This window comes from Streptomyces sp. NPDC025784, from assembly GCF_055558435.1.
Map to the genome: position 1 here is coordinate 160,347 of NZ_JBVHMN010000014.1, position 26,473 is coordinate 186,819.

The following is a 26,473-nucleotide window of genomic DNA, read 5'->3' on the forward strand; positions in this document are numbered from 1 at the left end:
ACCGGAACGCGTTCCGGTGAATGGCCGAAAGATCATCGATCACGACCAGAAACCGCATGCTCGAACTGTCATTCGCCTGAAGGAACTTGACGGCCCGCGGCACGAGTGATCATCTGAAACATGCTCAACTGGACGAGAACGGCGACCCGTTCGGGGGCGGCGATTACCGTGACGGCCGCCGCCGCGCTCCTCGCCGCCGCCTGCTCCTCGGGCGAGCAGGCCCGGGGCGGACACGACGGGCGGGACGGCGAGGACACCGCACCCGCGGTCGCCACCTCCTTCGCCCACGCCCCGAAGGCGTACCCCCTGGACGCCTACCTCCCGGACGCCCGGGAGACCGATGCCGTCAACCGCGCCGTCTCCGCACTGACCCGCTCCTGCATGAAGAAGTACGGCGTGGGCTGGCCCGCCTACCGGGCGCCCGCCGGTGAGCTGCCGCCCAACGCACGCAAGTACGGGCCCACGGACCTGGAGTCGGTCCGTGTCTACGGCTACGAGCCGCCGCTGCCCGACGGCGTCACGAAGCGGCAGGCCGTGGCGGCGCAGCAGCGGGGCGCGGCACAGGAACGGACGATCACGCCCGCCGCGAAGGCCGTCTACACCGGTATCGCACAGCGGGCCGACAAGAGGAGCGGAACGGCCGCGACCCCGGTACCGGACGGGGTGCCCGAGGGCGGCTGCCACGGCGCGGCCCAGCGCGCCGCCCTGGCCGACCGCGCCGCCGACGACCTGATGACCGTTCAGAAAGTGTTCCTCGAAGCCTCCGCCACCACCCGCGACGACGCCGCGGTCCGCGCCCTCGACCAGCGGTGGAGCGCCTGCATGGGCGAGTCCGGGTTGCGCTATCCCGACCCGCTCTCCGCGGTCGACGACACCACCTGGCGCAGCCGGCGGACGAGCCCGGACGGTCCGCACCCGGCCTTCCCCGCTCCCTCGGCCGAGGAGATCAGGACGGCGGAGGCCGACGTGCGCTGCAAGAGCACCACCGACTACGTGGTGACGCGTCACGACATCGAGTCGGGGCACCAGAGGCGGCTGATCGGGCAGCACGAGAAGGCACTGGCCGCGGTAGCGGAACGCAAGCGCCGCATGGTCGAGCGGTCGCGCTCGGTCCTCGCGGACGCGAGGAAGAAGAAGACGGAATAGCCCGGCGTACGCGGGCACACGAAAAGAAGTCCAGGCGAACCCCCCGTCCGCCTGGACCTTCTCTCGTTTCCCCCGTGGTCCCCCGTGACCCCGTTGGTTCCCCCCGGCACCACTCCCCCGAGTGCTGCCTGTTTCCCCTTGCGTTCCCCCCAGGCCTTCAGGCGACAAGCTCCCCGAAGGACTCCTCCTCGTCACGGCCGAAGCTGAGGACCTCGTCCTCGCGCAGCCGGCGGAGGGACCGCCAGATGCTCGACTTCACCGTGCCGACACTGATGTCGAGGATGTCCGCGATCTCCGGATCGGTGCGGCCCTCGTAGTAACGGAGGACCAGCATCGTCCGCTGGAGCTCCGGCAGCCGGGCGAGCGCCTGCCACAGCACGGCGCGCAGCTCGGTGCCGCGCATCGCGTCCGTGTCACCGGCCGTCTCCGGCAGTTCCTCGGTCGGGTACTCGTTCAGCTTGCGGCGGCGCCACGCGCTGATGTGCAGGTTCGTCATGGTGCGGCGGAGGTAGCCTCCGACCGCGGCCTTGTCGCTGATCCGGTCCCAGGCCTTGTACGTCGAGAACAGCGCGCTCTGCAGCAGATCCTCGGCCTCGAACCGGTCACCGGTGAGGTGATAGGCGGTTGCGTACAGGGAGGCACGACGCTCCTGGACGTAGGCGGTGAACGCCGCTTCCGCATTCGCCGTCTCCGCCGCCCGGCGGCGTTCCCCCGTGTCCTCCCCGTACGCGGCTCCCCCGTGAGCCTTCCCCCCGGCAGCGCCCGCGGCGGATGCCGCGGGGCTCTCCCCCGTGAACGCGTCAACCACCGTCATGTACGCGGTGTGCTGACGCCCGGTGCCGCGAGCGCACCCCCGCCCGCTCACGGCACCGGACTTCTCCGTGACCCGGGCGACGTCATGCAGACGCGTGACAACTGCGCTAGTGCTGGTGCTGTGCAGCGTGTTCATCTCGCGCCCCCCGTCGTGGAGTCCCGGTTCTTCGGCTCGTTCGCCGTACTGCCTTGCTCGTGTCGAAAAGCTTGCCCGGGGCACTTCATGGCCGTGTCCGCCGACTGTCACAGACCTGTCACAGGGCCCGTCCGTGGGCGCGCCACAAGCCGATCACGGAGAAGAGCGGTACGACTACGCAGATGACCACTCGGGTCCTCCCCGCCACGCGGGAGGGCCCTCCTTCCGTGCGGGAGATGGATGGGAGCGCTCCAACGGTCGATACCCGGCCATGACATGGGCCAGAATGACGTTCGTGCCTTCCCTGTTGCTGATCGAGGACGACGACGCCATCCGTACGGCCCTGGAGCTCTCTTTGACGCGCCAGGGCCACCGTGTGGCCACCGCTGCCACCGGCGAGGACGGTCTGAAACTGCTGCGCGAGCAGCGACCGGATCTGATCGTGCTGGACGTGATGCTGCCCGGCATCGACGGATTCGAGGTGTGCCGGCGCATCCGGCGCACCGACCAGCTGCCGATCATCCTGCTGACCGCGCGCAGCGACGACATCGACGTCGTGGTCGGTCTGGAGTCCGGCGCCGACGACTATGTCGTCAAGCCCGTGCAGGGCCGGGTGCTCGACGCCCGTATCCGTGCCGTGCTGCGACGCGGCGAGCGTGAGGCCAACGACTCGGCCACGTTCGGCTCGCTGGTCATCGACCGTGCCGCGATGACGGTCACCAAGAACGGCGAGGACCTCCAACTGACGCCCACCGAGCTGCGGTTGCTGCTGGAGCTGAGTCGGCGTCCCGGTCAGGCGCTGTCCCGCCAGCAGTTGCTGCGTCTGGTGTGGGAGCACGACTACCTGGGCGACTCGCGGCTCGTCGACGCGTGTGTGCAGCGGCTGCGCGCGAAGGTCGAGGACGTCCCCTCCTCCCCCACTCTGATCCGCACCGTGCGGGGCGTCGGCTACCGGCTGGACTCTCCGTCGTGAGCGACGCCAGGGCGGCGGTCGGGCCGCGCCCCGGCGGGGGCCGTCGCCGCACCCTCCGCGCACCGGGACCGCAGATCGCGTCCGGGCGCCGCACGCGCGGGGAAGCGAGCGTTCGGACACCGTGACCAAACCGCAGGACAAGCTCCGCGGCTGGGCCGCGGCGCGCAAGGCGCTGCTGTCCGGCCTGCGTTTCACCAGCCTGCGGCTGCGGCTGGTCGTGGTGTTCGGGCTGGTCGCGCTGACGGCTGCCGTGTCGGCGTCGGGCATCGCGTACTGGCTCAACCGCGAGGCCGTGCTGACGCGTACGCAGGACGCGGTGCTGCGCGACTTCCAGCAGGAGATGCGCAACCACGCGAGCATGCTGCCGGTGCACCCCGGACAGGACGAACTCCAGCGCACGGCCGGGCAGATGGCCAACAGCAGTCAGCGCTTCAGCGTGCTCCTGGTCGCTGAGGACAGCGCCGGCAAGACCGTCGTCGGCAACTCCGCGCTGGACACCTTCACGCTGGAGGACGTGCCCGAGTCCCTGCAGCAGGCGGTGAACAGGAAGCAGCCGGTGAACTCGAACAACAAGTCCGAGTACCACCTGTACTGGCAGCGCGTCACCGACAACGACAAGCCGTACCTCGTGGGCGGCGCCAAGGTGATCGGCGGCACCACCACCGGCTACATGCTCAAGTCCCTCGAACCCGAGGCGAAGGACCTCAACTCGCTCGCGTGGTCCCTGGGCATCGCCACCGGCCTCGCGCTGATCGGCTCCGCGCTGCTCGCCCAGGCCGCCGCGACCACGGTCCTCAAGCCCGTGCACCGTCTGGGCATCGCGGCCCGCCGCCTCGGCGAGGGCAAGCTCGACACCCGTCTGCGGGTCTCCGGCACCGACGAACTCGCCGACCTGTCGAGGACGTTCAACCGTACGGCGGAAGCACTGGAGAAACGGGTCGCGGACATGAGCGCCCGTGACGAGGCCTCGCGTCGCTTCGTGGCGGACATGTCGCACGAACTGCGGACGCCGCTGACGGCGATCACGGCCGTCACCGAGGTCCTGGAGGAGGAGCTCGACGCGGAGACCGGCAGCGTCGACCCGATGATCGAGCCGGCCGTGCGCCTCGTCGTCAGCGAGACCCGCAGACTCGGCGACCTCGTCGAGAACCTGATGGAGGTCACCCGTTTCGACGCGGGCACCGCGCGCCTCGTCCTCGACGACGTGGACATCGCCGACCAGATCACGGCGTGCATCGACGCGCGGGCCTGGCTGGACGCGGTGGACCTGGACGCGGAGCGCGGCATCATGGCGCGCCTCGACCCGCGCCGCCTCGACGTCATCCTGGCGAACCTGATCGGCAACGCCCTCAAGCACGGCGGCTCGCCGGTACGGGTGGCCGTGCGGCTGGAGGGCGAGGAACTGGTCATCGAGGTGCGGGACCACGGTCCCGGCATCCCCGAGGACGTCCTGCCGCACGTCTTCGACCGCTTCTACAAGGCGAGCGCGTCGCGCCCGCGCTCCGAGGGCAGCGGTCTCGGACTGTCCATCGCGCTGGAGAACGCGCACATCCACGGCGGCGAGATCACCGCGGCGAACTCCCCCGAGGGAGGCGCGGTGTTCACGCTGCGCCTGCCCCAGGACGCGTCGGAACTGCTCGCCGACGACCCCCGCGACAGGAACGGGAACGGCACGGAAGGCACCGCCGGATGACCACCGCACGACCCCTCGGCCGGCGTGGCGTACGCCCCTTGCTGGCCGTCCCGCTGCTCGCCGCGCTGCTCGCGGGCTGCGGCATCCGCTCCACCCAGGTCCCCACGGACTTCGGCCCGGCGCCGTCGCGGGTGCCCTGCGCCCTGTCGGGCACCGACATCTCCACCCAGTCCTCGCGGGGGGTGCCGGTCCAGGTCTTCCTGCTGTGCTCGGCCCAGTTGGTCACCGTCGACCGGTCGGTCCGCATCCCGGACGGGACCGCGGAGGCGGCGCGCCGCGTCCTGGTCGCCCAGGGGCTCCTCGACGAGCTGGCCGAGACGCCCTCCCCGACCGAGCAGCAGGCCGGCTACACCACGGACGTCCGCGGCGGCATGACGGTCGGCGGTCCCCGGGGCAGGGATCCCGAGGACACGCTCCGGCTGAGCACCCCGCCGGAGAACCTCACCCGGGCGGCGCTGGCCCAGATCGTCTGCACCTTCGCCGACTCGGCCGCCGCCGAGGACGACGGTTCGGTGGTCCTCGGCGGTCCCGTGCCGGCCCCGCTCCGCAGCTACCAGTGCACCCCCGAGGTCCGCTCCGATCCCGGCACCAACGCGCCCCCGTCGTCGGCGGTCGAGGGCTAGGGATTCCCCCGACCGGGCGGGTCGGGAGTCCGGACGGGTCGAAAACCTGTCGCCCGGAACCGATCGTGCCGGGCGTCGCGTCTTGGGGGTCGTGCAGCGTCAAGGCTCAGACGGCGGCAGTGCCGTGACCCGCGTCCGTGTGGCAGGAGGTGTCCTCCTCGTCGCACACCTCGCCCTCGTCGCCTGGATCACACTGCGCCCCCTGGACGTCCCCTGGGTGAGTGCCGCCAATCTGCGGCCGTTCGCGGGGATCAGAGCCGACCTCGCGCTGGGCCCCCAGGAGGCGGCCCGCCGCATCGCCGAGGGGGTCGGCCTGCTCGCCCCGCTCGGGGTGCTGCTTCCCCTGGCCGGCGGCAAGCTGGCCGTCTCCCGCCTCGGCTCCCTGGCCCGTACGGTCGCCGCGGGCGCCCTGATCTCGCTGGGCATCGAGCTCCTGCAGACCGGCGTACCCGGGCAGGTCGTGGACGTCGACTCCATGCTGCTCAACACGGTGGGCGTGGCCCTCGCCCACCTCGCCGTCGTGCCCGCGGCCCGTGCCCGGCTCCGCCGACGGGCCGAGACCCGCGACGCCGTGGCCCTTCCCCGGGAGGACACGGCTCAGGGTCGGACCCCGACGATTCCCAGGGTCGGGATCGCACCGTAGAGCGAGGCCTGTCCCGCTTCGTCCGCGTAGCGTCGAAGACATCGAAGGCCGGAGGGTCCGGCACTCGGAGACGGTTCGCGAAGGAGCCACCATGACCGCCCTTGCCCGCCCCACGAACGGCCGCATGATCGGCGGAGTGTGCGCCGCGCTGGCACGGCGCTTCGGCACCTCCGCGACCACGATGCGTGTCATCTTCCTGGTGTCGTGCCTGCTGCCCGGCCCACAGTTCCTGCTGTACATAGCGCTGTGGATCCTGTTCCCGTCCGAGGACAAGGCCCGCACCGCCTGGTGAGCCGCCTCCTGCGCACGCGCCGATGGGGCGCACCCCAACCGGGGTGCGCCCCATCGGCGTTGTGCACACGGCAGGCATCAGCCGATCGGCAGACCGTTCACCGGGAGACCGTGGGTGGGCAGTCCCTGCACCGGCAGACCTCCGAGCAGTCCGGCCACCGGCGCGGTGGGCCCGTCGGCGAGAAGCTTCGCCGCCGCGGGCTGTGCGGCTGCCACACCCGTGCCGAGCGCGCTCTGCCCCTGGGTGAGCGCCTCACCGGCACCGGGCAGCGCCTTGGCGACGTTCTCGGCGGGCAGGGTCTGGGTGACCGTGTCCAGCGCCGCGGAGGTGTCCGGCACGGCCGGCGCCGCGTTGGCGGCACCCGCGCCGGCCGCGGCGAAGGCGGCACCGAGAGCGGCGACACCGAGGGTCTTGGCAGCAGACTGCTTCATTTCTAACGCGTCCTTGGATCCGTGAGACGGGGTGAGCGGTCCAAAAACGTAAACACGCGAGGCAACGCGTCGCAAACATCGAAAAACGGCCGAGTCATGGAGATGGGGTGAAGACCCGGCCGCCTTCCGACCCCTCCCATCAGGCCTGATGCGTCGCAGAACCGCTGGTGGAGGCGGTCTGCTGGAACAGCCATTCGGACTTCAGTTCCGCATATCCAGGCTTGATCACGTCATTGATCATGGCCAGTCGTTCATCGAAAGGAATGAATGCTGACTTCATAGCATTGACCGAGAACCATTGCAGGTCGTCGAGCGTGTAACCGAATGCGTCGACAAGATGCTCGAATTCACGGGTCATGCTCGTACCGGACATGAGCCGGTTGTCGGTGTTCACCGTCGCGCGGAAGTGCAGCCGCCGCAACAGTCCGATCGGATGGGCACCGTACGAGTCGGCGGCACCCGTCTGCAGGTTGGAGCTGGGGCACAGCTCCAGCGGGATGCGCTTGTCGCGGACGTACGAGGCCAGTCGCCCGAGCTCCACCGAGCCGTCCTCGCGCACCTGGATGTCGTCGATGATCCGGACGCCGTGGCCGAGCCGGTCGGCGCCGCACCACTGGAGGGCCTGCCAGATGGAGGGCAGCCCGAAGGCCTCGCCGGCATGGATGGTGAAGTGGTTGTTCTCGCGCTTGAGGTACTCGAAGGCGTCGAGGTGCCGGGTGGGCGGGTAGCCCGCCTCGGCACCGGCGATGTCGAACCCGACGACGCCCAAGTCACGGTAGCGGTTGGCCAGTTCCGCGATCTCCAGGGCGCGGGCCGCGTGCCGCATGGCGGTCAGCAGCGCGCCGACCCTGATCCGGTGGCCGTTCTCCCGGGCGCGGCGCTCCCCTTCCCGGAAGCCCTCGTTGACCGCCTCGACGACCTCTTCGAGGGTGAGGCCGCCCTCCAGGTGCTGCTCGGGCGCGTAGCGGACCTCGGCGTAGACCACGCCGTCCTCGGCGAGGTCCTCGGCGCACTCGGCGGCGACCCGGACGAGGGCGTCCCGGGTCTGCATGACGGCGCACGTGTGGGCGAAGGTCTCCAGGTACCGCTCCAGGGAGCCGGAGTCCGCGGCCTCGCGGAACCAGACGCCGAGCTTGTCGGGATCGGTCTCGGGGAGAGCGGAGTACCCCGTCTCCTCGGCGAGTTCGACGATCGTGTCGGGGCGCAGGCCCCCGTCGAGGTGGTCGTGCAGCAGCACCTTGGGCGCCCGGCGGATCTGTTCCGAGCTCGGCGTGTTCTGGATCTGGCTCGTCATTTCCGCACTGTAGCCCCTACGCGCGTAGAACTCCTGTTGTACGAAGCCGTCGATACGTAACGGTGACCGTGCGGACGGGTGGCGTACACCGTCGCTTCTGACACTGTTCTGTCATGGCACAGCAAGCGACGCCGGTTCGCACGGCCCGGCTGGGGAGGGCGCTCGGCCCGGAGCCGACGGCGGTCAGCGCAGTGGTTCTGCTGCTCCCGGGCGGCGAGGAGACCTCCGCCCGCAGGCCGTCCCCCATGATGGCGACCGCCTCGGTCCGGGCACTGGGGCGCCGCCTCACCCGCGCCGGACAGGCGGACGGTCTGGTCACACACGTGGTGCACTACCGGTTTCGCGGCTGGAACGGCAGCGAGGCGCACTTGGCGCGCGACGCCTCCTGGGCCGTCGACGAGGTCGTACGCCGCTACGGTGACGTCGCCGTCTGCCTCGCCGGCATCGGCATGGGCGGCCGGGCGGCGCTGCGCTCGGCGGGTCACTCCGCCGTCAACTCCGTCCTGGCGCTGGCCCCTTGGCTGCCCGAGGAGGGCGTGGCGGCGCCACCCGAACCGGTGAAGCAGCTGGCCGGCCGGCGGGTGCTGATCGTGCACGGCACCAACGACGAACGCACCGACCCGGAGCTGTCCTTCCGGCTCGCGGCGCGCGCGAAGAAGGCCAACCGTGACATCTGCCGCTTCGAGGTCCACGCCGACGGACACGCGCTGCACCAGTACCGGAGCGAAGTCCTCGCCCTGGCCGAGGACTTCGTGATGGGCACGCTGTTCGGGCACGCCTTCTCCCGGCCCGTGGAGGACGCGCTGGCGGCGCCGCCGCCGCTGGGTCTGCGGATGCCGCTGGCGGCGGGTTTCGGGCAGTCGCTGAGGCGGCGCTGAGGTTCCTGCCGTCCCTGCCGTCCCTGCCGTCTCCGTCGGCCCGGAGCGTGCGCGGGCTCCCGGCCGGGGCGCGGGCGAGGCGCAGGCCGGGTACCGGCGGGGCGCCGCGCGGGATGCCGTGCGGCAGCCGGGCGCTCGGTCAGTCCGGCAGGAGATGACCCCGCCGGGACAACAGGAACCTCTTGAACGCGGCCACCGGCGGTGTGTCCGGATGGCCGCCCAGCCAGGCCACCCCGATCTCGCGCACGGCGCGCGGAGCGGTGACGGTGAGCTCGACGACCCCCGGCCGGGCCACGGCCGGCGGCGGCAGCAGGGCCACGCCGAGGTCGGCGGCCACCAGCCCGCGGAGCGTCTCGGTCTCCTCCCCCTCGAAGGCGATCCGCGGTTTGAAGCCGGCCTCCCGGCACAGGTCGTCGGTGATGCGGCGCAGCCCGTAGCCGGGTTCGAGGGTCACGAAGGTCTCGTCCGCGGCCTCGGCGAGACGGATGCGCCTGCGGGAGGCGAGCCGGTGATCGGCCGGCACCACGAGCCGCAGCTTCTGCTCGTCGAGACGGCGGGCCACCAGATCGGGCGCGTCCGGCACGGGCGAGGTGAGACACAGGTCCAGCTCGCCCGAGCGCAGCCGCTCCAGCATGGCCTCGCCGTAGTTCTGGACGAGGCTGAAGCGGACGCGGGGGTGATCGGCGCGGAAGGCGCGGATCAGTCCCGGAACGGTCTCCGACCCCATGGTGTGCAGGAAGCCGAAGGCGACCTTGCCGGTGGCCGGGTCGGCGTCCGCCCGCACCTCGTCGGCGGCGCGCTCGATCTCGGACAGGGCGCGCTCGACGGAGGCGAGGAAGGTGCGGCCCGCCGGCGTCAGCGACACCGTACGGCCGCGGCGGGCGAACAGGTCGACACCCAGGTCCTGTTCCAGCCTCACCATGGCCCGCGACAGCGTCGACTGCGGGACCTGCATCTCCTGGGCGGCCCGGGTCACATGCTCGATGCGGGCGACCCCGGCGAAGTGCGCGAGGCGTGGCGCGAGCACCGCCGCGATGTCTTCTGTGTCACTGGACGGTGACAGGCGCGTCTCTGACCTCTTCTCATGCATCACAGGAACGATTATGACGATTCCATGCATTGGACGGATGAGCTGCGGCTGCTTAGTTTCGAGGTATGCCTTCCGCCAGTACCGGGGCGTCCACCACCCTGGACGCCGCCACTCCGTCCGCTTCCGCCGCCTCCGCGCCCGTCTCCGGGGCCGACACCCGCATGGCCCCGGGTGGGCCGGGATACCGCCGGATGAGCTTCGCCCTCTTCCTGGCGGGCGTCGCGACCTTCGCGCTCCTCTACTCCACCCAGGCCCTCCTCCCCCTCGTCTCCACGGACTTCGGGGTCACCGCGAGTGAGGCGAGCTGGACGGTGTCGGCCGCGACCGGCGCACTGGCCCTCTTCGTCCTGCCCATGAGCGCCCTGTCGGAGCGTTTCGGACGACGTACGTTGATGACGGCGTCCCTGGCGGTGGCGGTGACGGTCGGGCTGCTGGTCCCCTTCGCCCCCTCGATCGGCGCGCTGGTCGCGCTGCGCGCGGTGCAGGGCGCGGCACTGGCCGGGCTCCCGGCCTCGGCGACCGCGTACCTGGCCGAGGAGGTCCGCCCCAAGGCGCTGATCACGGCGATCGGCCTGTTCGTGGCGGGCAACAGCGTCGGCGGGATGAGCGGCCGGGTCATCACCGGCTGGGTCGCGCAGGAATGGGGCTGGCGGGTCGCCGTCGGCGCGATCGGAGTGATCGCGGTGGCCTGCGCGATCGCGTTCCGGCTGCTGCTCCCCGCGCCCCGGCACTTCACACCCGGGTCGCTGCGGCCGCGGGTGCTGGCCCGTACGGTCCGCGACCACCTCGCGAACCCCCTGCTGTGCCGGCTGTACGCGATCGGCGCGCTGTTCATGACGGTGTTCGGCGGCGTCTACACCGTCATCGGCTACCGCCTGACCGACGCCCCCTTCTCCCTCCCGCAGGGCATCGTCGGCTCGATCTTCCTCGTCTACCTGGTGGGTACCGTGTCCGCGTCGACCGCGGGCCGGCTCGTCACCCGGCTCGGCCGCCGGGGCGCCCTGTACCTGGCGGGCGGCACGACCACCGCGGGCCTCCTGCTCTCCCTGGCCGACTCGCTGGCGACGGTCCTGACCGGGCTGGTCCTGATCACGGCGGGCTTCTTCGCCGGGCACGCCGTGGCGTCGTCGTCCGTCAGCCACACCGCTCAGCGGGGGCGTGCCCAGGCCTCCGCGCTCTACCAGTCCGCGTACTACATCGGGTCCAGCGCCGGCAGCACCCTCGGGGCGGTCGCCTTCCACGCCGGAGGCTGGGCGGGGACCGTGGCCCTCGGCCTGTTCGCCGTCCTCGGCGTCGTCACCATCACCCTCCTCGGCTCCCACGCGGCCCGTACCCACACCCGCACGGCGGCCACGGCCCACTGAGGTCCGCGGCCCCGCGCCGGGGAGTCCCGGCCGGTCCGGCGACCGAGGACGAGGCTTTCCTCGCCGCTGCGTGGTTCCGTGGACGAAGCCCCCGGGACACCCGTGAGCCCCGCAGCCGGACCCCTTCCGAGCTGCGGGTTCGTCCACTCCGGGGGCCATTGTCAGTGGGCTGCGGTAGCTTCCGAGGTGCTGGCGCGACGACGCGCGGAACGGAACAGCCTCAGGGGTGGGTTGGCGATGAGCGACGGTACGGCGACGACGACAGACCTGGACATCCGGCTGGAGAAGCACCGGGTCGAGCTGACGGGCTACTGCTACCGCATGCTCGGCTCCTCCTTCGAGGCCGAGGACGCGGTCCAGGACACGATGGTCCGCGCCTGGCGGAGCTACGACAAGTTCGAGGGCCGCTCCTCGATGCGTTCCTGGCTGTACCGCATCGCGACGAACGTCTGCCTGGACATGCTGAACGCGGGCAACCGAAGGGCTCGTCCCATGGACCTCTCCGCCCCCTCGCCGCTGGCCCAGGCGGCACTCACCCCCCGCCCGGACAACACATGGCTGGAGCCGGTCCCCGACGCGCGTGTGCTCCCGACCACCGCCGACCCGGCCGAGGCCGCGGTCGCCAAGGAGTCGGTGCGCCTCGCCTTCATGGCGGCCCTCCAGCAACTGCCGCCCAAGCAGCGTGCCGTGCTCATCCTGCGCGAGGTCCTCGCGTGGAAGGCGAGCGAGGTCGCCGAGCTCCTCGGCACCTCGGTCGCATCGGTCAACAGCGCGCTCCAGCGGGCCCGCGCGACGCTCGCCGACAGTGACGCGGCGAGCGCCGACGCCGCCGTGTCCGACCCGCTCGACGAGGAACAGAGCAAGCTCCTGGAGCGCTATGTGGCCGCGTTCGAGGGGTACGACATGACGGCGCTGACGGCGCTGCTGCACGAGGACGCGATCATGACGATGCCGCCGTTCGACCTGTGGCTGCGCGGCACGGACGACATCACCGGATTCATGACGACCATGGGCGCCGCGTGCGAGGGTTCGCGGCTGGTGCCGGTCGAGGTGAACGGCCTGCCCGGCTTCGCTCAGTACAAGCCCGACCCGGAGGAGGGCGGGTTCACGCCCTGGGCGGTTCAGGTGCTGGAGATCTCAAAGGGACGCATCGCCGGTTTCCATTGCTTCCTGGACACCGCCCGCTGGTTCCCGCTCTTCGGGCTCCCCCTCCGTCTCGAAGCGGAGACCGACCAGGGCGAGTAGACCGCGCAGCGCGGGGTCCGGGTCGCGAAGACGTATGCGGCCCCCAGCGCGCCGGGCGGTCAGCTCCAGTCGCGCCAGCGCGTCGACGACGGCCAGCCCCGGCGGACCGATCCCGGCGACGTCACAGACCACTACCCCGCCCCCGGCCACCTTCAGCCGGGCGAGCAGTTCGTCGCAGAGCCGGGGCACCTCGTCCCTGGTGACGAGTCCTGGCAGCACGAGTACGGCGGGTGTCGTGGAATCCACAGTCAGTAGACCGATCGGGAACGGGGAACTCATCGCGTAGTCCGTAAAGGATCACATTGACCTGCGCCCAGCCTTCCCCGGAGGGTTAGGTGTATGCCCCAAGAATCAGCGCCTCCCGCGATGGCCGACGGCTTCCTCACCGCCGGGGAGGTGCCGTGCAGGGGGTGCTGACGGGCTTCGCGGTCATCGCCGTGGTGATCGGCGTCGGGTACGTGATCGGCCGGCGCGGCCACCTCGGGGACAACGGCCGGGAGGTGCTGACGAAGCTCGCCTTCCATGTCGCCTCCCCCGCACTGCTGTTCACGACGCTCGCGCAGGCCGACCTGTCGGTCATCTTCTCCAGCCGCCTGCTGGTCACGGCGATGAGCACGGCCGCGGCGGCCGGTGTGTTCGTCGCGGTCGGCGTCGCGCGCCGCTGGGGCGTGGGCCGCACGACGATCGGCGCGCTCTGCTCCAGCTACGTCAACTCCGGGAACCTGGGCATCCCGATCGCCGTGTACGTGCTCGGCGACGCCTCGCTGGTGGCTCCCGTGCTGCTGTTCCAGCAGATCATGGTCACCCCCATCGCCCTCACCGTTCTCGACCTCACCGGGGGCGGCGAGAGGCGTCCCCTGTGGCAGCGGCTGATCACCCCGCTGCGCAACCCCATCGCGGTCGGCTCGCTCGGCGGGGTCGCGGTGTCGGCGAGCGGTCTGACCGTGCCGGGACCGATCCTCGACCCGCTCCAGCTGATCGGGGGCATGTCGGTGCCCGCGGTGCTGCTGGCGTTCGGCATATCGCTGTGCGGCAGCAGCATGCCGGGGCGCGGATTCGACCGGCATCCGGTGCTGCTGTCCGTCGCGCTGAAGGCGGTCGGCCAGCCGCTCGCCGCCTGGGCGCTGGCCGTCGGCCTGTTCGCACTGCACGGCGCGCCGCTGCTCGACGTGGTGGTCACCTCGGCCCTGCCCGCCGCGCAGAACCTGTTCACCTACTCCTCGCGCTACCGGGTCGGCGAGACCCTGGCCCGCGAGTCGATCCTGCTGTCGACGATCCTCGCCGTGCCGGTCCTCGTGGTGATCGCCGCCGTGCTGGGCTGACGCCGGAACGCCGACGGGGCCGGCGCCGAAGCGCCGGCCCCGTCGGGGTCGTTCCGGTCAGGCGATCCGGTCGAGCACGATCGGCGTCGCCGCGAAGTCCGTGCCGGCGTCCGCGATGTCGTACGAACCGTCGACCGCCTGCAGCGCGTACTCGAAGCGCTCCGGGGTGTCGGTGTGCAGGGTGAGCAGCGGCTGGCCCGCGGTCACCGTGTCCCCCGGCTTCGCGTGCAGTTCCACACCCGCGCCGGCCTGCACCGGGTCCTCCTTGCGGGCGCGGCCGGCGCCGAGGCGCCAGGCGGCGATGCCGATGTCGTACGCGTCGAGACGGGTCAGCACGCCGGAGGCCGGGGCGGTCACCACGTGCTGCTCACGGGCGACGGGCAGCGCGGCGTCCGGGTCACCGCCCTGCGCGGCGATCATGCGGCGCCACACGTCCATCGCGGAGCCGTCGGCCAGCGCCTTCGCCGGGTCCGCGTCCTTGATGCCGGCGGCGTCGAGCATCTCGCGCGCGAGGGCGACGGTGAGGTCGACGACGTCGGCCGGGCCGCCGCCCGCCAGGACCTCCACGGACTCGCGGACCTCCAGGGCGTTGCCCGCGGTCAGGCCGAGCGGCGTCGACATGTCGGTGAGCAGCGCGACCGTCTTCACCCCGTGGTCGGTGCCGAGGCCCACCATCGTGGACGCCAGCTCCCGCGCGTCCTCGATGGTCTTCATGAAGGCGCCGGTGCCGACCTTGACGTCCAGGACGAGCGAGCCCGTGCCCTCCGCGATCTTCTTCGACATGATCGAGGAGGCGATCAGCGGGATCGCCTCGACCGTGCCGGTCACGTCGCGCAGCGCGTACAGCTTCTTGTCCGCGGGGGCCAGACCGTCGCCCGCCGCGCAGATCACCGCGCCGGTCGTGTCGAGGACGTCCAGCATCTCCTCGTTGGACAGCAGCGCGCGCCAGCCGGGGATGGACTCCAGCTTGTCGAGCGTGCCGCCGGTGTGGCCGAGGCCGCGTCCGGACAGCTGCGGGACCGCGGCACCGCAGGCTGCCACGAGGGGCGCCAACGGGAGCGTGATCTTGTCGCCGACGCCACCCGTCGAGTGCTTGTCGGCCGTCGGGCGGGACAGCGAGGAGAAGTCCATGCGTTCGCCGGAGGCGATCATCGCCGCGGTCCAGCGGGCGATCTCGCGGCGGTTCATGCCGTTGAGCAGGATCGCCATGTTGAGCGCGGCCATCTGGTAGTCGGCGACCTCGCCGCGGGTGTACGCGTCGACGACCCAGTCGATCTGCGCGTCGCTGAGCTCACCGCGGTCCCGCTTGGTGCGGATGACGGAGACGGCGTCCATGGCCATGGCTTTCCTTCCGAAGAAAATGGGCGGCCCCTCCCGGCGGGATCAGGAGATCACAGGACCGGGAGGGGCCGCGGGAATTACTGGGCGAGATGGCCGGGCCCGAAGGCCTGCGGCAGCATCTCGGAGAGCGGCAGGACTCCGGCCGGGGTCTCCAGCAGCAGCTCGGGACCACCGAACTCGAAGAGCAGCTGGCGGCAGCGTCCGCACGGGACGAGGATCTCGCCCTGTCCGTCGACACATGTGAAGTGCGTCAGCCGGCCGCCGCCCGTGTTCTGCAGCTGGGAGACCAGACCGCACTCGGCGCACAGCCCGAGCCCGTACGAGGCGTTCTCGACGTTGCAGCCGGAGACCGTCCGGCCGTCGTCGACGAGGGCCGCGCAGCCGACCGGGTAGCCCGAGTACGGGGAGTACGAGCGGGACATGGCGTCCCGCGCGACGGCCCGCAGAGCCTCCCAGTCGAAGCCCGGGGACCCCGCGCCGGCGGCGGTCACTTGCCCTGTCCCTTCCGGTACGGCATGCCGTCCGCCTTCGGCATCCGCAGGCGCTGCGCCGAGAGCGAGAGGACGAGCAGGGTGATGACGTACGGCGTGGCCGAGACGATCTGGTTCGGCACCTCGTCGGTGAGGGAGTACCAGAGGAACACGAGCACACCGACGGCCAAGGTGATCGCGGAGGTCACGTACTTCTTCTTGACCACCGACCAGATCGCGCCGATGACGAGCAGGATGGCACCGAGGAGCAGCAGCGCGTGGACATTCTCGGCGCCGCCGCGCAGGTTGAGGCTGTCGGTGTAGCCGAACAGGCCCGCGCCGATGGCGAGTCCGCCCGGCATCCAGTTGCCGAAGATCATCGCGGCGAGACCGATGTAGCCGCGGCCGCTGGTCTGGCCCTCCAGGTAGAAGGGGTTGGCGACGATCGACAGGAAGACACCGCCGAGGCCGGCCAGGCCACCGGAGATGATCACCGCCAGGTACTTGTACTTGTAGACGTTGACGCCCAGCGACTCGGCCGCGATCGGGTTCTCGCCGCAGGACCGCAGGCGCAGACCGAAGGGCGTACGCCAGAGGATCCACCAGGTGGCGGGGATCAGCGCGACGGCGATCAGGGTCAGCCAGGAGACGTTGGTGACCAGGCCGCCGAGCAGACCCGCGATGTCCGAGAGGAAGAACCAGCCCTTGGAGTTGAGCGTGCTGAGCCAGTCGGACAGTCCCGGCACCGTGAAGTGGCCGAGGGACTCGACCGGCGGGGACTGCTTGGCCGAGCCGCCCTGGACGCCCTCGAAGGCGAGGGGGGCGAGGTAGCGGGTGGCACCGAGCGCCAGGATGTTGATGGCCACACCGGAGACGATGTGGTTCACGTTGAAGGTGACGGTGATGATCGCGTGCAGCAGGCCGCCGATCGCGCCGCCGATGATGCCGACCAGGACACCGGTCCACGGACCCCACTGGTAGCCGGCCCAGGCGCCGAACCAGGTGCCGAGGATCATCATGCCTTCGAGGCCGATGTTGACGACGCCCGAGCGTTCCGCCCAGAGGCCACCGAGACCGGCGAGGCCGATCGGGACGGCCAGCTGGAGCGCGGTCGACATCTGACTGACGTTGGTGATGCCGTCGGCGCCCGTGATGATGCGGACGATCGAGGTCAGCGCCAGGGCGCCCGCGATGACCAGCAGGAGGACGGGGAGCGACATCCGGCGGCTGCCGGGTGCCGCGGGCTGCAGCGTGGGCTGGTTGACGTCGGTTGCGGTGGTCATCGGCCAGCCACCTCCTTCTCGGTGTTGTTGGCGGCGCCGAGGACGTGGCCCGCGGCGAGTTCCGCGCCGACACGGCGCTGCTGACGGCGCAGACCCCACTCGCGCACGGCCTCGTACGAGACCACGACCGCGATCACGATCAGGCCCTGCATGATGACCGCGATCTCCTTGTCGTACCCGTGGAAGTCCAGCTCGGGCGACGCCTTGTCGAGCCAGGCCCACAGCAGGGCCGCGAAGGCGATGCCCACGGGGCTGTTGCGGCCGAGGAGCGCGATGCCGATGCCGAGGAAGCCGATGCCGGTCGGGAAGTTCAGGCTGTAGGTGTGCGTGTCGCCGAGCAGGATCGGCAGGCCCGCGAGGCCGGCCATGCCGCCGGAGACGAGCATGGCGGTGAGCACCATGCGCTTGGGGTCGACACCGCTGGCCGAGGCGGCGCTCTCCGAGGCGCCGGAGGCGCGCAGGTCGAAGCCGAAGCGGGTGCGGTTGAGGACGACCCAGTAGCCGATGCCGAGGAGGACGGCGAGAATCACGAGGCCGTAGATCTCTCCGGCCTCGCCCATGTTGAAGCCGGGCACCCAGCCGGACTCGTGCATCTCGCCGGTGGTGTTGTTGTTGCCGACCTTGACGCCGAAGACGCTGGGCAGCCACAGGTAGGCGATGACGGAGGTCGCGATCGCGTTGAGCATGATCGTCGCGACGACCTCGCTGACGCCGCGGGTGACCTTGAGGACACCGGCGATGCCGGCCCAGAACGCGCCGGTGAAGACCGCGGTCAGGATCAGCAGCGGAAGCTGGAGCGCCGCGGGCAGCGCGACGTGGGCGCCGACGACCGCGGCCATCATGGCGGCGAGCTGGTACTGCCCGTCCACACCGATGTTGAACAGGTTCATCCGGAAGCCGATGGCCACCGCGAGGGCCGCGATGTAGTACAGCGAGGCCTGGTTGACGATCAGGACCTGGATGTCGGAGAACGTGGCCTGCTCGAACATGATCGAGTACGGCTCGATCGGGTTCTTGCCCGATGCGATCAGCACGACCGAGGTCAGCGCCACGGCCACGACGAGCGCGATGACCGGCCCGGCCACCGCGAGGAGCAGGCGCTCCTTGTCGAACTTCTTCATCAGCGGGCCTCGTCTTCCGGGGCGTCTGCCGGGGTTTCGGCGTGCTCTTCGAGCTCCGCCTGCGCTGCGAGCTCTTCGTTCTCGAGATGTCCGGAGGCGGCGCCGGTCATGGCCGAGCCGAGCTCCTCCGGGGTGATGGTGGCCGGGTCGGCGTCCGCGACGAGCCGGCCGTTGTAGATCACCCGGAGCGTGTCGGACAGGCCGATCAGCTCGTCCAGGTCCGCGGAGATCAGCAGCACGGCCAGGCCCTCGCGGCGCGCCGCACGGATCTGGTCCCAGATCTGCGCCTGTGCGCCGACGTCCACACCGCGGGTGGGGTGGGCGGCGATCAGGAACTTCGGGTTGTGGCTCATCTCGCGGCCGACGATCAGCTTCTGCTGGTTGCCGCCGGACAGGGAGGCGGCGGTGACCTCGATGCCGGGGGTGCGGACGTCGTACTCCTTGACGATCCGCTTGGTGTCCTCCTGGGCCCCCTTGATGTCGAGCCAGACGCCCTTCGCGTTGGGCTTCTCGGTGACGTGACCGAGGATGCGGTTCTCCCAGAGCGGGGCTTCCAGGAGGAGACCGTGGCGGTGGCGGTCCTCGGGGATGTAGCCGATGCCCTGCTCGCGGCGCTTGCGGGTGGCCCAGGCGGTGATGTCCTCGCCGAGGAAGGTGACGGAACCGGAGTCGGCGCGCTTGAGGCCGATCAGCGCGTCGATGAGCTCGGTCTGGCCGTTGCCCTCGACGCCGGCGATGCCCATGACCTCGCCCGCGTGGATGGTGAAGGTGACGTCGTCGAGGACGCGCTTGACCGCGTCGGCGGTCTCGGCCTTGTCCTCCGCGACCAGGCCGCTGTCCGGCGTCGGCTCGGCGAGGTCGCCGAGGGAGGCGCCACCGCTGGCGAAGGCCGTGAGGCCCTTGACCTGGATGACCGGCTGATCCGTGACGGTGGACTCCGCGGTCTCCGGCGTGGGCAGCTCGCTGCCGACCATCAGCTCGGCGAGCTGGCGGGGCGTCGTCTCGGAGGGGACGGCGGTGCCGACCGTCGTCCCGCGGCGGATGACCGTGATGTCGTCGGCGACCGACAGGACCTCGCCCAGCTTGTGCGAGATGAAGATGACGCACAGGCCCTCGGCCTTGAGCTCGCGCAGGTTGTCGAAGAGTGCGTCGACCTCCTGCGGCACGAGCACGGCGGTGGGCTCGTCCAGGATCAGGATGCGGGCGCCGCGGTAGAGGACCTTGAGGATCTCCACGCGCTGGCGGTCGGCGACGCCGAGGGTCTCGACCAGGACGTCGGGGCGGACACCCAGGCCGTAGCGGTCGGAGATCTCCTTGATCTTGCGCCGGGCCTTGGCGCCGATCCCGTACAGCTTCTCGCTGCCCAGGACGACGTTCTCGAGGACGGTGAGGTTGTCGGCCAGCATGAAGTGCTGGTGGACCATGCCGATGCCGCGCACGATGGCGTCGGCGGGCGACGAGAAGGTGACCTGCTCGCCGTCGACGGCGATGGTGCCCTCGTCCGGCTTCTGCATGCCGTAGAGGATCTTCATCAGCGTCGACTTGCCGGCACCGTTCTCGCCGACCAGAGCGTGGACCGTGCCCTTGCGGACGCTGAGGTGGATGTCGTGGTTGGCCACGACACCGGGGAACCGCTTGGTGATCCCGGCGAGTTCGACAGCGGTCACCTGACCGTTGACCGCGCCGGCCGGAGGGCTGCTGGACGCGTTGATGGCGCACTCTCCTGAGGGAAAGGGGGTCGTCTACGCGCGTAGCGCCCCTACGGCAACGAAGGGGGCCACGCCCCGCGAGAACGGGATACGGGGAGCCAGACTCCTCGTATCCCGTTGAGCGGACGTAACCCCGCGGTTACCAAGCGGCTCCGAGGCAGGACAGGTGCGCTCCCGTGCCGGGCGGCAGGGGGTCGCGCCTGTACGTCCTCGGGGCCGCGTGGCTGCTCCTGAGGTCTTGCTCGTCAGCTGGTCTTGACCTTGATCTCGCCGCTGACGATCTTCTCCTGGGCCGCCTTGACGGCGTCCTGGATCGCCTTGTTGCTCTTGAACTCCGGGTTGGAATCGGCCAGGCCGACCTCACCGGTCTTCAGATCGCCCCGTACGATACCGGTCTCCGGCTTGCCGTCCTCGACCGACTTGGCAAGGTTGTATACAGCACTCGCCACGTTCTTGGTCGCCGAAGTCAGGATCGAGTCCTTGTACTTGGCCAGCGCTTCCTGCCGGTACTGGTCGGAGTCGACACCGATCGCCCACACCTTGTTGGCGGCGGCGGCCTCGATGACACCCTGACCGGACAGACCGGCCGCCGCGTAGACGACGTCGGCCTTCTTCTCGATCTGGCCCTCGGCGGCCGTCTTGCCCTTGTCGGGGCTGGAGAAGCCGCCCTCCTCGGCGGTCTGCGTCAGGTACTGGGAGAGGACCTTGACGCCCGGCTTGGTGTCCTTGACGCCCTGCTCGAAGCCCGCCTCGAACTTGTGGATCAGCGGAACGTCCACGCCGCCCACGAAGCCGACCGTGTCGGACTTGGTGGCCTTGGCGGCCGCGACACCGGCGAGGTAGGAGGCCTCCTGCTCGGAGAAGACCAGGTCCGCGACGTTCTTCGACGTGACGGTGGAGTCGTCGACGATGCCGAAGGTGGTGTCGGGGTACTTCTCCGCGGCGGCCTTGATGGCCGGGCCGTAGGCGTAGCCGATGCCGATGACCGGGTTGTAGCCCTGCTTGGCCAGCGAGACCAGGCGCTGCGTCTTGTCCGCGTCCGTCTCGCCGTCGGTGGGCTCGACGTCGGCGGTGGCGTACTTGAACTCCGCCTTCGCCTTCTTCAGGCCCTCGTACGCGGCGTCGTTGAAGGACTGGTCGCCCTTGCCGCCGACGTCGTACGCGATGGCGAGGCCCTTGTCGCCCTTGCTGTCCGAGGACGAGCTGGAGGTCGAGGTGCCGCCACAGGCGGAGAGAGCGAGGGCGAGAGAGGCGGTCGCAGTACCTGCGAGCGCGATGCGGGTAACCCGGCGCATGTGTTGTGCTCCTGTCGTACAAGCGCCTGACGGTTCAGCTTCGGCGCTGGCTTCGCCGCAGATTAACGCGCGTAGACCAACTAGAAAACCCCTTCTGTCCACCTTGTTATCCGGCTGTGCCCGACACCACGCGCGCGCCGTGCGGAGACTTGCCGAACGCAAAGGCGCTGTGGCGGTGGGTGACCTGCGCGGGACGCACGAGAGCGGGCGGGCACCATGGGTGCCCGCCCGCTCTGTGTAACTTCGACCACATTCGCCGGTTCCGGCTCAGGCGAGCCTCAGCGCGCCCGTGCGGTCACTACTCGGTCTTGACCTTGATGGAGCCGCCGACGATGCCCTCCTTGGCCTTGGCCACGGCGTCGGTGAGGCCGGAGATCTCCGCCATCTTCGGGTTGCTGTCGGCGAGGCCGACGCCGTTCACCTTCAGGTCGAAGGTCTGCGTGCCGGTCAGCGGCTTGCCGTCCTTGACGGACTTGGCGAGCGAGTACACGGCACCGCCGACGTCCTTGAGCGCGGAGGTCAGGATGTAGTCCTTGTACTTGGCGAGCGCCTCCTGCTGGTACTGGTCGGAGTCGACGCCGATCGCCCACACCTTCGCCTTGGCGGCGGCCTCGATCACACCCTGACCGGACAGGCCGGCCGCCTGGTAGACGACGTCGGCCTTCTTCTCGATCTGGCCCTCGGCGGCGGCCTTGCCCTTGTCGGGGCTGGAGAAGCCACCCTCCTCGGCGGTCTGCGTCAGGTACTGGGAGAGGACCTTGACGCCCGGCTTGGTGTCCTGGACACCCTGCTTGTAGCCCGCCTCGAACTTGTGGATCAGCGGGATGTCCACGCCGCCCACGAAGCCGACCGTGTTGGACTTGGTGGCCTTGGCGGCCGCGACGCCGGCGAGGTAGGAGGACTCCTGCTCGGCGAAGACCAGGGACGCCACGTTGTCGCCCTCGACGACCGAGTCGACGATGCCGAAGCTGGTCTTCGGGTACTTCTTGGCCACCGCCTCCAGGGCGGGACCGTAGGCGAAGCCGATGCCGATGACCGGGTTGTAGCCCTGCTTGGCCAGCGACGCGAGGCGCTGCTCCTTGTCGGCGTCGGTCTCGCCGTCGGTGGGCTCGATGTCGGCGGTGGCGTACTTGAACTCCGCCTTCGCCTTCTTCAGGCCCTCGTACGCGGCGTCGTTGAAGGACTGGTCGCCCTTGCCGCCGACGTCGTAGGCGATGGCGAGACCCTTGCCGGTCTTGCTGCTGTCGCCGCTGCTCTTGTCGCTGTCATTGCTGGTGCCGCCGCAGGCCGTGGCGGCGAGTGCGAGCGACGCGACCCCCACCGCGACGCGGGTCAGGCTGGATATCCGACGCATCTGAAGTTCCCCATTCTCCAAAGCCCCGCAGTGGGTGCTGAGTTCGGCGCAGATTAACGCGCGTAGACCGTCCAGGGAACGGGGTACCGCGTGGCCGTTATCCATTCGTGCCGATGGCCGGTTACGTCCTTGTGAACCACGGGGCCGAAAGGAGCATGGGGGCGCACAACACCCGCCACCGGCATCACCCTTCGCGTCCGCAAGGAGCGGCCCACGTGACGAGGCCCGTGGCCACGGATGGCTCGGCCCACGCTACTGCGCGACGGTGAAGGGCGCGACCGAGTCGCCGGACGCGCCCGTCCTCGTCACGCCCCGGCGTCCAGCAGTGCCGCCGCCGTGAACAGCTCGACGCCGACGGTGATGGCCGACTCGTCCGCGTCGAAGTCGCCGCGGTGCAGGTCTCGGGTGGTGCGGTCGCCCGGGGTGCGTACCCCGAGGCGGGCCATCGCACCCGGCACATGCTCCAGGTACCAGGAGAAGTCCTCGCCACCGAGGCTCTGTTCGGTGTCCTCGATGGAGTGCGCTCCGCGCCGTGCGGTCATCGCGTGGCGCAGGAGCTCCGAGACGGCCGGGTCGTTGACGACCGGGGGGACGCCGCGGATGTAGTTGATCTCGGACTTGGCGCGGTAGAGGTTCGCGATCTCGTCGATCGCTGCGTGCAGCAGGTCGGGCGCGGCCCGCCAGGCCTCCAGGTCCAGGCAGCGCACCGTCCCGGAGAGCTCGGCGTGCTGCGGGATGACGTTGCAGGCGTGGCCCGACTCGATACGGCCCCAGGTCACGGCGAGCCCGCTGCGGGCGTCGACGCGCCGGGCGACGAGGGCCGGCACGTCGGTGACGACACGGGCGGCCGCGGTGACGAGGTCGGTGGTGAGGTGCGGGCGCGCGGTGTGCCCGCCCGCGCCGTCGAGTGAGACCTCGAGCCGGTCGCACGCCGAGGTGATGGCGCCGTGCCGCAGCCCGATGCGCCCCGCGTCCACCCTCGGGTCGCAGTGCACGCCGATGATGCGCCCCACGCCGTCCAGGACGCCCGAGTCGATCGCGTCCGGGGCGCCGCCGGGCAGCACCTCCTCCGCGGGCTGGAAGATCAGCCGCACGGGGTGGGGCAGCCGCCCCTCGCGGTGCAGCTCGGCGAGGACCAGCCCGGCGCCGAGCACGACCGTCGTGTGGATGTCATGGCCGCAGGCATGGGCACGGTCGGGCACGGTGGACCGGTACGCGCAGTCGGTCTTGGTGTCCGGGATGGGCAGCGCGTCGATGTCGGCGCGCAGCGCGAGCATGGGCCGTACGCCGTCCAGGTCGCCGATGTCGCAGATGAGTCCGGTGCCGATGGCGAGCACTCGCGGCTGCAGGCCGGCCTGCTCCAGGCGCGCCTTGAGCGCCGCTGTGGTGCGGAACTCCTGGTTGCCGAGCTCGGGGTGCATGTGCAGGTCTCGGCGGAACGCAACGAGTTCGGCGCGCAGTGCCTCGGGCAGCGCGCCGGGGAGCAGCGGTTCCCCGGGGAGATCGGCCTCGGACTCTCGGGACATCAGTTGGTTCACCCTTTGAAGGGTAGGGCGATCGGGCGGCCGACCGACCCACGATCAACAAAACTTCAGCCCGTTAGGGGAAGAAAAATCGGCCGCGCACCGCATAGCTATTGGCGGGGATGGGTAAACTCGCCCGGCTTTCCGGGCGATTGGATCTTGGGCCGATGTGGTGACCGGCCCTCGATTCCGGTCCGCGAGGGCGCGCGGAACCCGTCCGGGGAACGCTCGGGGTTCCCGAGGCCATTCCCGTACCCCACGCATACCACGTCCGCGCCCTTCACCCGCCGCCGGACGCTCATGTGAGCGCCATTGTTCCAACACGGGGCGTGCGCCTCGGGGTGTCGGGGCGTCAGGCCGTGCTCACCGCCGAGAGCCGGTGGACGTCGCGTGCGGTGCCCGTGACCCCCGACAGGAAGCCCTGCGCGCGCGGCGAGGCGTTCTCCGTCAGCCAGGCGGGGTCGATGTCGCAGACGGCCACGCGGACCTCGGTGCCCACGAGGGCGAGCGGGAGGGTGTGGACGACCGTCGACGGGAAGCTCAGGATCGTACGGCCGATGGGGCCCCGGCGGGCGATCAGTTCGAGGGGCAGGTCGGGGCGGACGATCTCCAGCCCGGTCTCGGCGGCCAGCCGGTGCAGCTTGTCGGTGCTCTCACGGCGGTGCGCGAAGTAGCGGGTCGCGCCGTGGGCGGCGGCGAGGGAGCGCACCGCTTCCAGGTAGCGGTCCGGGTCGACGACCCCGGTCTCGACGAGGGAGGTGCCGACGAGGTCGGCGCCCTTGGTGATACGGGGTGGCCCGAAGCGGGCGCGGGTCCAGGAGAAGTCGTTGGCGGTGACGCGGACGCCGTCCGGCGCCGATTCGATCGGCATGGAGGAGAAGACCTCGACCGTGCGGTGCTCGGTCGGGGTGAGACGGCGGCGGGCCGCGGCGGAGACCGGGGCGAAGAGCACGTCGCGCGGGCCGGGGCGGCCACCGCGCCGGTGCCAGCGCACCAGGCGCTCACCGCGGGCGAGCTGGGCGACGAACTCCATCGTCGCCGTGCCGTCGTCGACCACGACCAGGTCCTGGGCCCGGGTGATGGTCAGCAGCAGCTGCACGTACCGGGAGAAGGGGTCCCCCATGACGATGCGCCGGGCCCGGCGGAGCAGCGGGGCCAGTCCCCCGATGGTGTGGAAGGGGGCGGTGGTGCCGCCGCGTGCCTCCTCCCAGCGGACCTCGTGGCCCTCGTCGCGGGCCAGCTCGGCCATGCGGCGCAACTGGCCGCGGGTCATCGGGTCGTTCGGGGACAGGACGACGAGCGTGAGCTCCGCGCCGGGCGCCGTCACACGGGTGAGCCCCGCGTCGGCCGCCGCCGGGGCACTGTGGGCGTGCGTGTGCGCCCACTCCAGCACGTTCAGGAGCTGTACCGGACTCTCGACGAAGGCGAGGGTGTGGCTGCCGGCGGAACCGGCGCGGGGGCTCATCGGTGTACGACCGTCCCGTCGTAAGGCGCTCAGACCGCGACCGGCTCGCCCGCGGCGGCGGCGATCTCCGCCTCGGCGACGACGCCCGCGACACGACGCAGCTTCTTCATGGGGCCGAGCTCGGACTCGTAGACCTTCTTGACGCCGTCACCGAGGGAGGCCTCGATGGTGCGGATGTCGCGGACGAGGCGGGTCAGGCCCTGCGGCTCGACGGAGGCCGCCTGGTCGGAGCCCCACATGGCGCGGTCGAGGGTGATGTGGCGCTCGACGAAGGTGGCGCCCAGGGCGACCGCGGCGAGCGTGGTCTGCAGGCCGGTCTCGTGGCCCGAGTAGCCGATCGGGACGTTCGGGTACTCGGCCTGCAGGGTGTTGATGACGCGCAGGTTGAGCTCCTCGGCCTTGGCCGGGTAGGTCGACGTGGCGTGGCACAGCAGGATGTTGTCCGAGCCGAGGACCTCGACCGCGTGGCGGATCTGCTTCGGGGTCGACATGCCGGTGGACAGGATGACCGTGCGGCCGGTGGCGCGCAGCGAACGCAGCAGTTCGTCGTCGGTCAGGGACGCGGACGCGACCTTGTGGGCCGGGACGTCGAACTTCTCCAGGAAGGCGACGGCCTCGGTGTCCCACGGGGAGGCGAACCAGGCGATGCCCTTCTCCTTGGAGTACTCGTCGATCTGGCGGTACTCGTCCTCACCGAACTCCACGCGGTGGCGGTAGTCGATGTAGGTCATGCGGCCCCAGGGGGTGTCACGCTCGATGTCCCACTGGTCGCGCGGGGTGCAGATCTCCGGCGTGCGCTTCTGGAACTTCACGGCGTCGCAGCCGGCCTCGGCGGCGGCGTCGATCAGCTTGAAGGCGTTCTCGAGCTCGCCGTTGTGGTTGATGCCGATCTCGCCGACGACGTACACGGGGTGACCCGGGCCGGCGGTCTTCGAACCGAAGCTGCGCAGACGGGAGTTGGTGCTCATG

The 26,473-nt window shown here is 70.7% G+C and carries 25 protein-coding genes; 10 read left to right on the forward strand and 15 right to left on the reverse strand.

Annotation, left to right across the window (positions count from 1 at the left end):
- The first annotated feature begins 120 nt into the window (after window positions 1-120).
- Window positions 121-1,146, forward strand: coding sequence for a hypothetical protein (locus ACZ4IF_RS29020; RefSeq protein WP_467567988.1), 1,026 nt, complete (start codon window positions 121-123; stop codon window positions 1,144-1,146).
- 157 nt (window positions 1,147-1,303) lie between these two features.
- Here ACZ4IF_RS29020 and ACZ4IF_RS29025 read toward each other — a convergent pair whose 3' ends face one another.
- A complete protein-coding gene (locus ACZ4IF_RS29025; RefSeq protein ID WP_467567990.1) occupies window positions 1,304-2,095 on the reverse strand; it encodes a SigE family RNA polymerase sigma factor in 792 nt (263 codons plus the stop codon).
- Between the two features lie 295 nt (window positions 2,096-2,390).
- On the opposite strand from ACZ4IF_RS29025, the gene afsQ1 reads away from it, so the two are divergent.
- The 5 genes from afsQ1 to ACZ4IF_RS29050 all read left to right on the forward strand — a co-directional run bounded on the left by afsQ1 (window position 2,391) and on the right by ACZ4IF_RS29050 (window position 6,319).
- A complete protein-coding gene (gene afsQ1, locus ACZ4IF_RS29030) occupies window positions 2,391-3,068 on the forward strand; it encodes a two-component system response regulator AfsQ1 (RefSeq protein WP_028802973.1) in 678 nt (225 codons plus the stop codon).
- Window positions 3,069-3,189: 121 nt separating this feature from the next.
- A complete protein-coding gene (locus ACZ4IF_RS29035; RefSeq protein ID WP_467567992.1) occupies window positions 3,190-4,761 on the forward strand; it encodes an ATP-binding protein in 1,572 nt (523 codons plus the stop codon).
- Complete coding sequence (locus ACZ4IF_RS29040; protein WP_359493736.1) at window positions 4,758-5,384, forward strand: hypothetical protein; 627 nt, start codon at window positions 4,758-4,760, stop codon at window positions 5,382-5,384. The genes ACZ4IF_RS29035 and ACZ4IF_RS29040 overlap by 4 nt, the downstream gene beginning before the upstream one ends.
- Window positions 5,385-5,475: 91 nt before the next feature.
- On the forward strand, window positions 5,476-6,027 hold the full coding sequence (locus ACZ4IF_RS29045; RefSeq protein ID WP_467567994.1) for a VanZ family protein: 552 nt from the start codon (window positions 5,476-5,478) through the stop codon (window positions 6,025-6,027).
- A 91-nt stretch (window positions 6,028-6,118) separates the two neighbouring features.
- A complete protein-coding gene (locus ACZ4IF_RS29050; RefSeq protein WP_095936224.1) occupies window positions 6,119-6,319 on the forward strand; it encodes a PspC domain-containing protein in 201 nt (66 codons plus the stop codon).
- Between the two features lie 77 nt (window positions 6,320-6,396).
- On the opposite strand, the gene ACZ4IF_RS29055 is transcribed toward ACZ4IF_RS29050, so the two are convergent.
- Window positions 6,397-6,750, reverse strand: coding sequence for an ATP-binding protein (locus ACZ4IF_RS29055; protein ID WP_345656359.1), 354 nt, complete (start codon window positions 6,748-6,750; stop codon window positions 6,397-6,399).
- 139 nt (window positions 6,751-6,889) lie between these two features.
- Window positions 6,890-8,044, reverse strand: coding sequence for an adenosine deaminase (locus ACZ4IF_RS29060; protein WP_467567997.1), 1,155 nt, complete (start codon window positions 8,042-8,044; stop codon window positions 6,890-6,892).
- Between the two features lie 113 nt (window positions 8,045-8,157).
- Here ACZ4IF_RS29060 and ACZ4IF_RS29065 point away from each other — a divergent pair, with 113 nt between their 5' ends.
- Window positions 8,158-8,922 carry an alpha/beta hydrolase gene (locus tag ACZ4IF_RS29065; RefSeq protein WP_467567999.1) on the forward strand — a complete coding sequence of 255 codons (765 nt, stop codon included), beginning with the start codon at window positions 8,158-8,160 and terminating at the stop codon, window positions 8,920-8,922.
- Between the two features lie 139 nt (window positions 8,923-9,061).
- Here ACZ4IF_RS29065 and ACZ4IF_RS29070 read toward each other — a convergent pair whose 3' ends face one another.
- Window positions 9,062-10,012 (reverse strand): LysR family transcriptional regulator, encoded by a 951-nt coding sequence (locus ACZ4IF_RS29070; RefSeq protein WP_467568001.1) that lies wholly within the window; start codon window positions 10,010-10,012, stop codon window positions 9,062-9,064.
- 65 nt (window positions 10,013-10,077) lie between these two features.
- Between ACZ4IF_RS29070 and ACZ4IF_RS29075 the strand changes: the two genes are divergently transcribed.
- A complete protein-coding gene (locus ACZ4IF_RS29075; protein WP_467568003.1) occupies window positions 10,078-11,376 on the forward strand; it encodes an MFS transporter in 1,299 nt (432 codons plus the stop codon).
- A 237-nt stretch (window positions 11,377-11,613) separates the two neighbouring features.
- Window positions 11,614-12,621 carry a sigma-70 family RNA polymerase sigma factor gene (locus tag ACZ4IF_RS29080; protein WP_467568005.1) on the forward strand — a complete coding sequence of 336 codons (1,008 nt, stop codon included), beginning with the start codon at window positions 11,614-11,616 and terminating at the stop codon, window positions 12,619-12,621.
- Here the strand turns inward: ACZ4IF_RS29080 and ACZ4IF_RS29085 are convergent.
- On the reverse strand, window positions 12,514-12,900 hold the full coding sequence (locus tag ACZ4IF_RS29085; protein ID WP_467568007.1) for an STAS domain-containing protein: 387 nt from the start codon (window positions 12,898-12,900) through the stop codon (window positions 12,514-12,516). The two genes, ACZ4IF_RS29080 and ACZ4IF_RS29085, sit on opposite strands and share 108 nt — an antisense overlap.
- A gap of 122 nt (window positions 12,901-13,022) precedes the next feature.
- On the opposite strand from ACZ4IF_RS29085, the gene ACZ4IF_RS29090 reads away from it, so the two are divergent.
- Window positions 13,023-13,943, forward strand: coding sequence for an AEC family transporter (locus ACZ4IF_RS29090; RefSeq protein ID WP_467568009.1), 921 nt, complete (start codon window positions 13,023-13,025; stop codon window positions 13,941-13,943).
- A 57-nt stretch (window positions 13,944-14,000) separates the two neighbouring features.
- Here ACZ4IF_RS29090 and ACZ4IF_RS29095 read toward each other — a convergent pair whose 3' ends face one another.
- The 10 genes from ACZ4IF_RS29095 to ACZ4IF_RS29140 form a co-directional block, all read right to left on the reverse strand.
- A complete protein-coding gene (locus ACZ4IF_RS29095) occupies window positions 14,001-15,284 on the reverse strand; it encodes a thymidine phosphorylase (protein WP_359493715.1) in 1,284 nt (427 codons plus the stop codon).
- 77 nt (window positions 15,285-15,361) lie between these two features.
- Entirely contained in the window at window positions 15,362-15,775 is a 414-nt protein-coding gene (locus ACZ4IF_RS29100) for a cytidine deaminase (protein ID WP_467568012.1), read from the reverse strand.
- Entirely contained in the window at window positions 15,772-17,037 is a 1,266-nt protein-coding gene (locus ACZ4IF_RS29105; RefSeq protein WP_359493710.1) for an ABC transporter permease, read from the reverse strand. The genes ACZ4IF_RS29100 and ACZ4IF_RS29105 overlap by 4 nt, the downstream gene beginning before the upstream one ends.
- Window positions 17,034-18,158 carry an ABC transporter permease gene (locus ACZ4IF_RS29110; RefSeq protein WP_359493706.1) on the reverse strand — a complete coding sequence of 375 codons (1,125 nt, stop codon included), beginning with the start codon at window positions 18,156-18,158 and terminating at the stop codon, window positions 17,034-17,036. Before ACZ4IF_RS29110 ends, ACZ4IF_RS29105 begins: the two co-directional genes overlap by 4 nt.
- On the reverse strand, window positions 18,158-19,825 hold the full coding sequence (locus ACZ4IF_RS29115) for an ABC transporter ATP-binding protein (RefSeq protein ID WP_467568015.1): 1,668 nt from the start codon (window positions 19,823-19,825) through the stop codon (window positions 18,158-18,160). The genes ACZ4IF_RS29110 and ACZ4IF_RS29115 overlap by 1 nt, the downstream gene beginning before the upstream one ends.
- Before the next feature lie 287 nt (window positions 19,826-20,112).
- Window positions 20,113-21,162, reverse strand: coding sequence for a BMP family lipoprotein (locus tag ACZ4IF_RS29120; RefSeq protein ID WP_467568017.1), 1,050 nt, complete (start codon window positions 21,160-21,162; stop codon window positions 20,113-20,115).
- A gap of 298 nt (window positions 21,163-21,460) precedes the next feature.
- Window positions 21,461-22,516 carry a BMP family lipoprotein gene (locus ACZ4IF_RS29125; protein ID WP_467568020.1) on the reverse strand — a complete coding sequence of 352 codons (1,056 nt, stop codon included), beginning with the start codon at window positions 22,514-22,516 and terminating at the stop codon, window positions 21,461-21,463.
- A gap of 305 nt (window positions 22,517-22,821) precedes the next feature.
- Window positions 22,822-24,042: an amidohydrolase gene (locus tag ACZ4IF_RS29130; protein WP_467568145.1), complete on the reverse strand. Its 1,221-nt coding sequence runs from the start codon at window positions 24,040-24,042 to the stop codon at window positions 22,822-22,824.
- 349 nt (window positions 24,043-24,391) lie between these two features.
- Entirely contained in the window at window positions 24,392-25,504 is a 1,113-nt protein-coding gene (locus tag ACZ4IF_RS29135; RefSeq protein ID WP_467568022.1) for a hypothetical protein, read from the reverse strand.
- 29 nt (window positions 25,505-25,533) lie between these two features.
- The gene (locus ACZ4IF_RS29140) at window positions 25,534-26,472 is read right to left on the reverse strand and encodes an N-acetylneuraminate synthase family protein (protein ID WP_359493691.1); all 939 of its coding nucleotides are present in this window, start codon (window positions 26,470-26,472) and stop codon (window positions 25,534-25,536) included.
- Window position 26,473 lies beyond the last annotated feature (1 nt).

Coding starts and splice junctions, on each gene's coding strand:
- ACZ4IF_RS29105 (WP_359493710.1), bottom strand. CDS start 17,037: ATGACCACCGCAACCGACGTCAACCAGCCCACGCTGCAGCCCGCGGCA.
- ACZ4IF_RS29055 (WP_345656359.1), bottom strand. CDS start 6,750: ATGAAGCAGTCTGCTGCCAAGACCCTCGGTGTCGCCGCTCTCGGTGCC.
- ACZ4IF_RS29130 (WP_467568145.1), bottom strand. CDS start 24,042: ATGTCCCGAGAGTCCGAGGCCGATCTCCCCGGGGAACCGCTGCTCCCC.
- ACZ4IF_RS29085 (WP_467568007.1), bottom strand. CDS start 12,900: ATGAGTTCCCCGTTCCCGATCGGTCTACTGACTGTGGATTCCACGACA.
- ACZ4IF_RS29065 (WP_467567999.1), top strand. CDS start 8,158: ATGGCACAGCAAGCGACGCCGGTTCGCACGGCCCGGCTGGGGAGGGCG.
- ACZ4IF_RS29020 (WP_467567988.1), top strand. CDS start 121: ATGCTCAACTGGACGAGAACGGCGACCCGTTCGGGGGCGGCGATTACC.
- ACZ4IF_RS29110 (WP_359493706.1), bottom strand. CDS start 18,158: ATGAAGAAGTTCGACAAGGAGCGCCTGCTCCTCGCGGTGGCCGGGCCG.
- ACZ4IF_RS29095 (WP_359493715.1), bottom strand. CDS start 15,284: ATGGCCATGGACGCCGTCTCCGTCATCCGCACCAAGCGGGACCGCGGT.
- ACZ4IF_RS29070 (WP_467568001.1), bottom strand. CDS start 10,012: ATGCATGAGAAGAGGTCAGAGACGCGCCTGTCACCGTCCAGTGACACA.
- ACZ4IF_RS29025 (WP_467567990.1), bottom strand. CDS start 2,095: ATGAACACGCTGCACAGCACCAGCACTAGCGCAGTTGTCACGCGTCTG.
- ACZ4IF_RS29080 (WP_467568005.1), top strand. CDS start 11,614: ATGAGCGACGGTACGGCGACGACGACAGACCTGGACATCCGGCTGGAG.
- ACZ4IF_RS29040 (WP_359493736.1), top strand. CDS start 4,758: ATGACCACCGCACGACCCCTCGGCCGGCGTGGCGTACGCCCCTTGCTG.
- ACZ4IF_RS29135 (WP_467568022.1), bottom strand. CDS start 25,504: ATGAGCCCCCGCGCCGGTTCCGCCGGCAGCCACACCCTCGCCTTCGTC.
- ACZ4IF_RS29140 (WP_359493691.1), bottom strand. CDS start 26,472: ATGAGCACCAACTCCCGTCTGCGCAGCTTCGGTTCGAAGACCGCCGGC.
- ACZ4IF_RS29060 (WP_467567997.1), bottom strand. CDS start 8,044: ATGACGAGCCAGATCCAGAACACGCCGAGCTCGGAACAGATCCGCCGG.
- ACZ4IF_RS29075 (WP_467568003.1), top strand. CDS start 10,078: ATGCCTTCCGCCAGTACCGGGGCGTCCACCACCCTGGACGCCGCCACT.
- ACZ4IF_RS29050 (WP_095936224.1), top strand. CDS start 6,119: ATGACCGCCCTTGCCCGCCCCACGAACGGCCGCATGATCGGCGGAGTG.
- ACZ4IF_RS29120 (WP_467568017.1), bottom strand. CDS start 21,162: ATGCGCCGGGTTACCCGCATCGCGCTCGCAGGTACTGCGACCGCCTCT.
- ACZ4IF_RS29125 (WP_467568020.1), bottom strand. CDS start 22,516: ATGCGTCGGATATCCAGCCTGACCCGCGTCGCGGTGGGGGTCGCGTCG.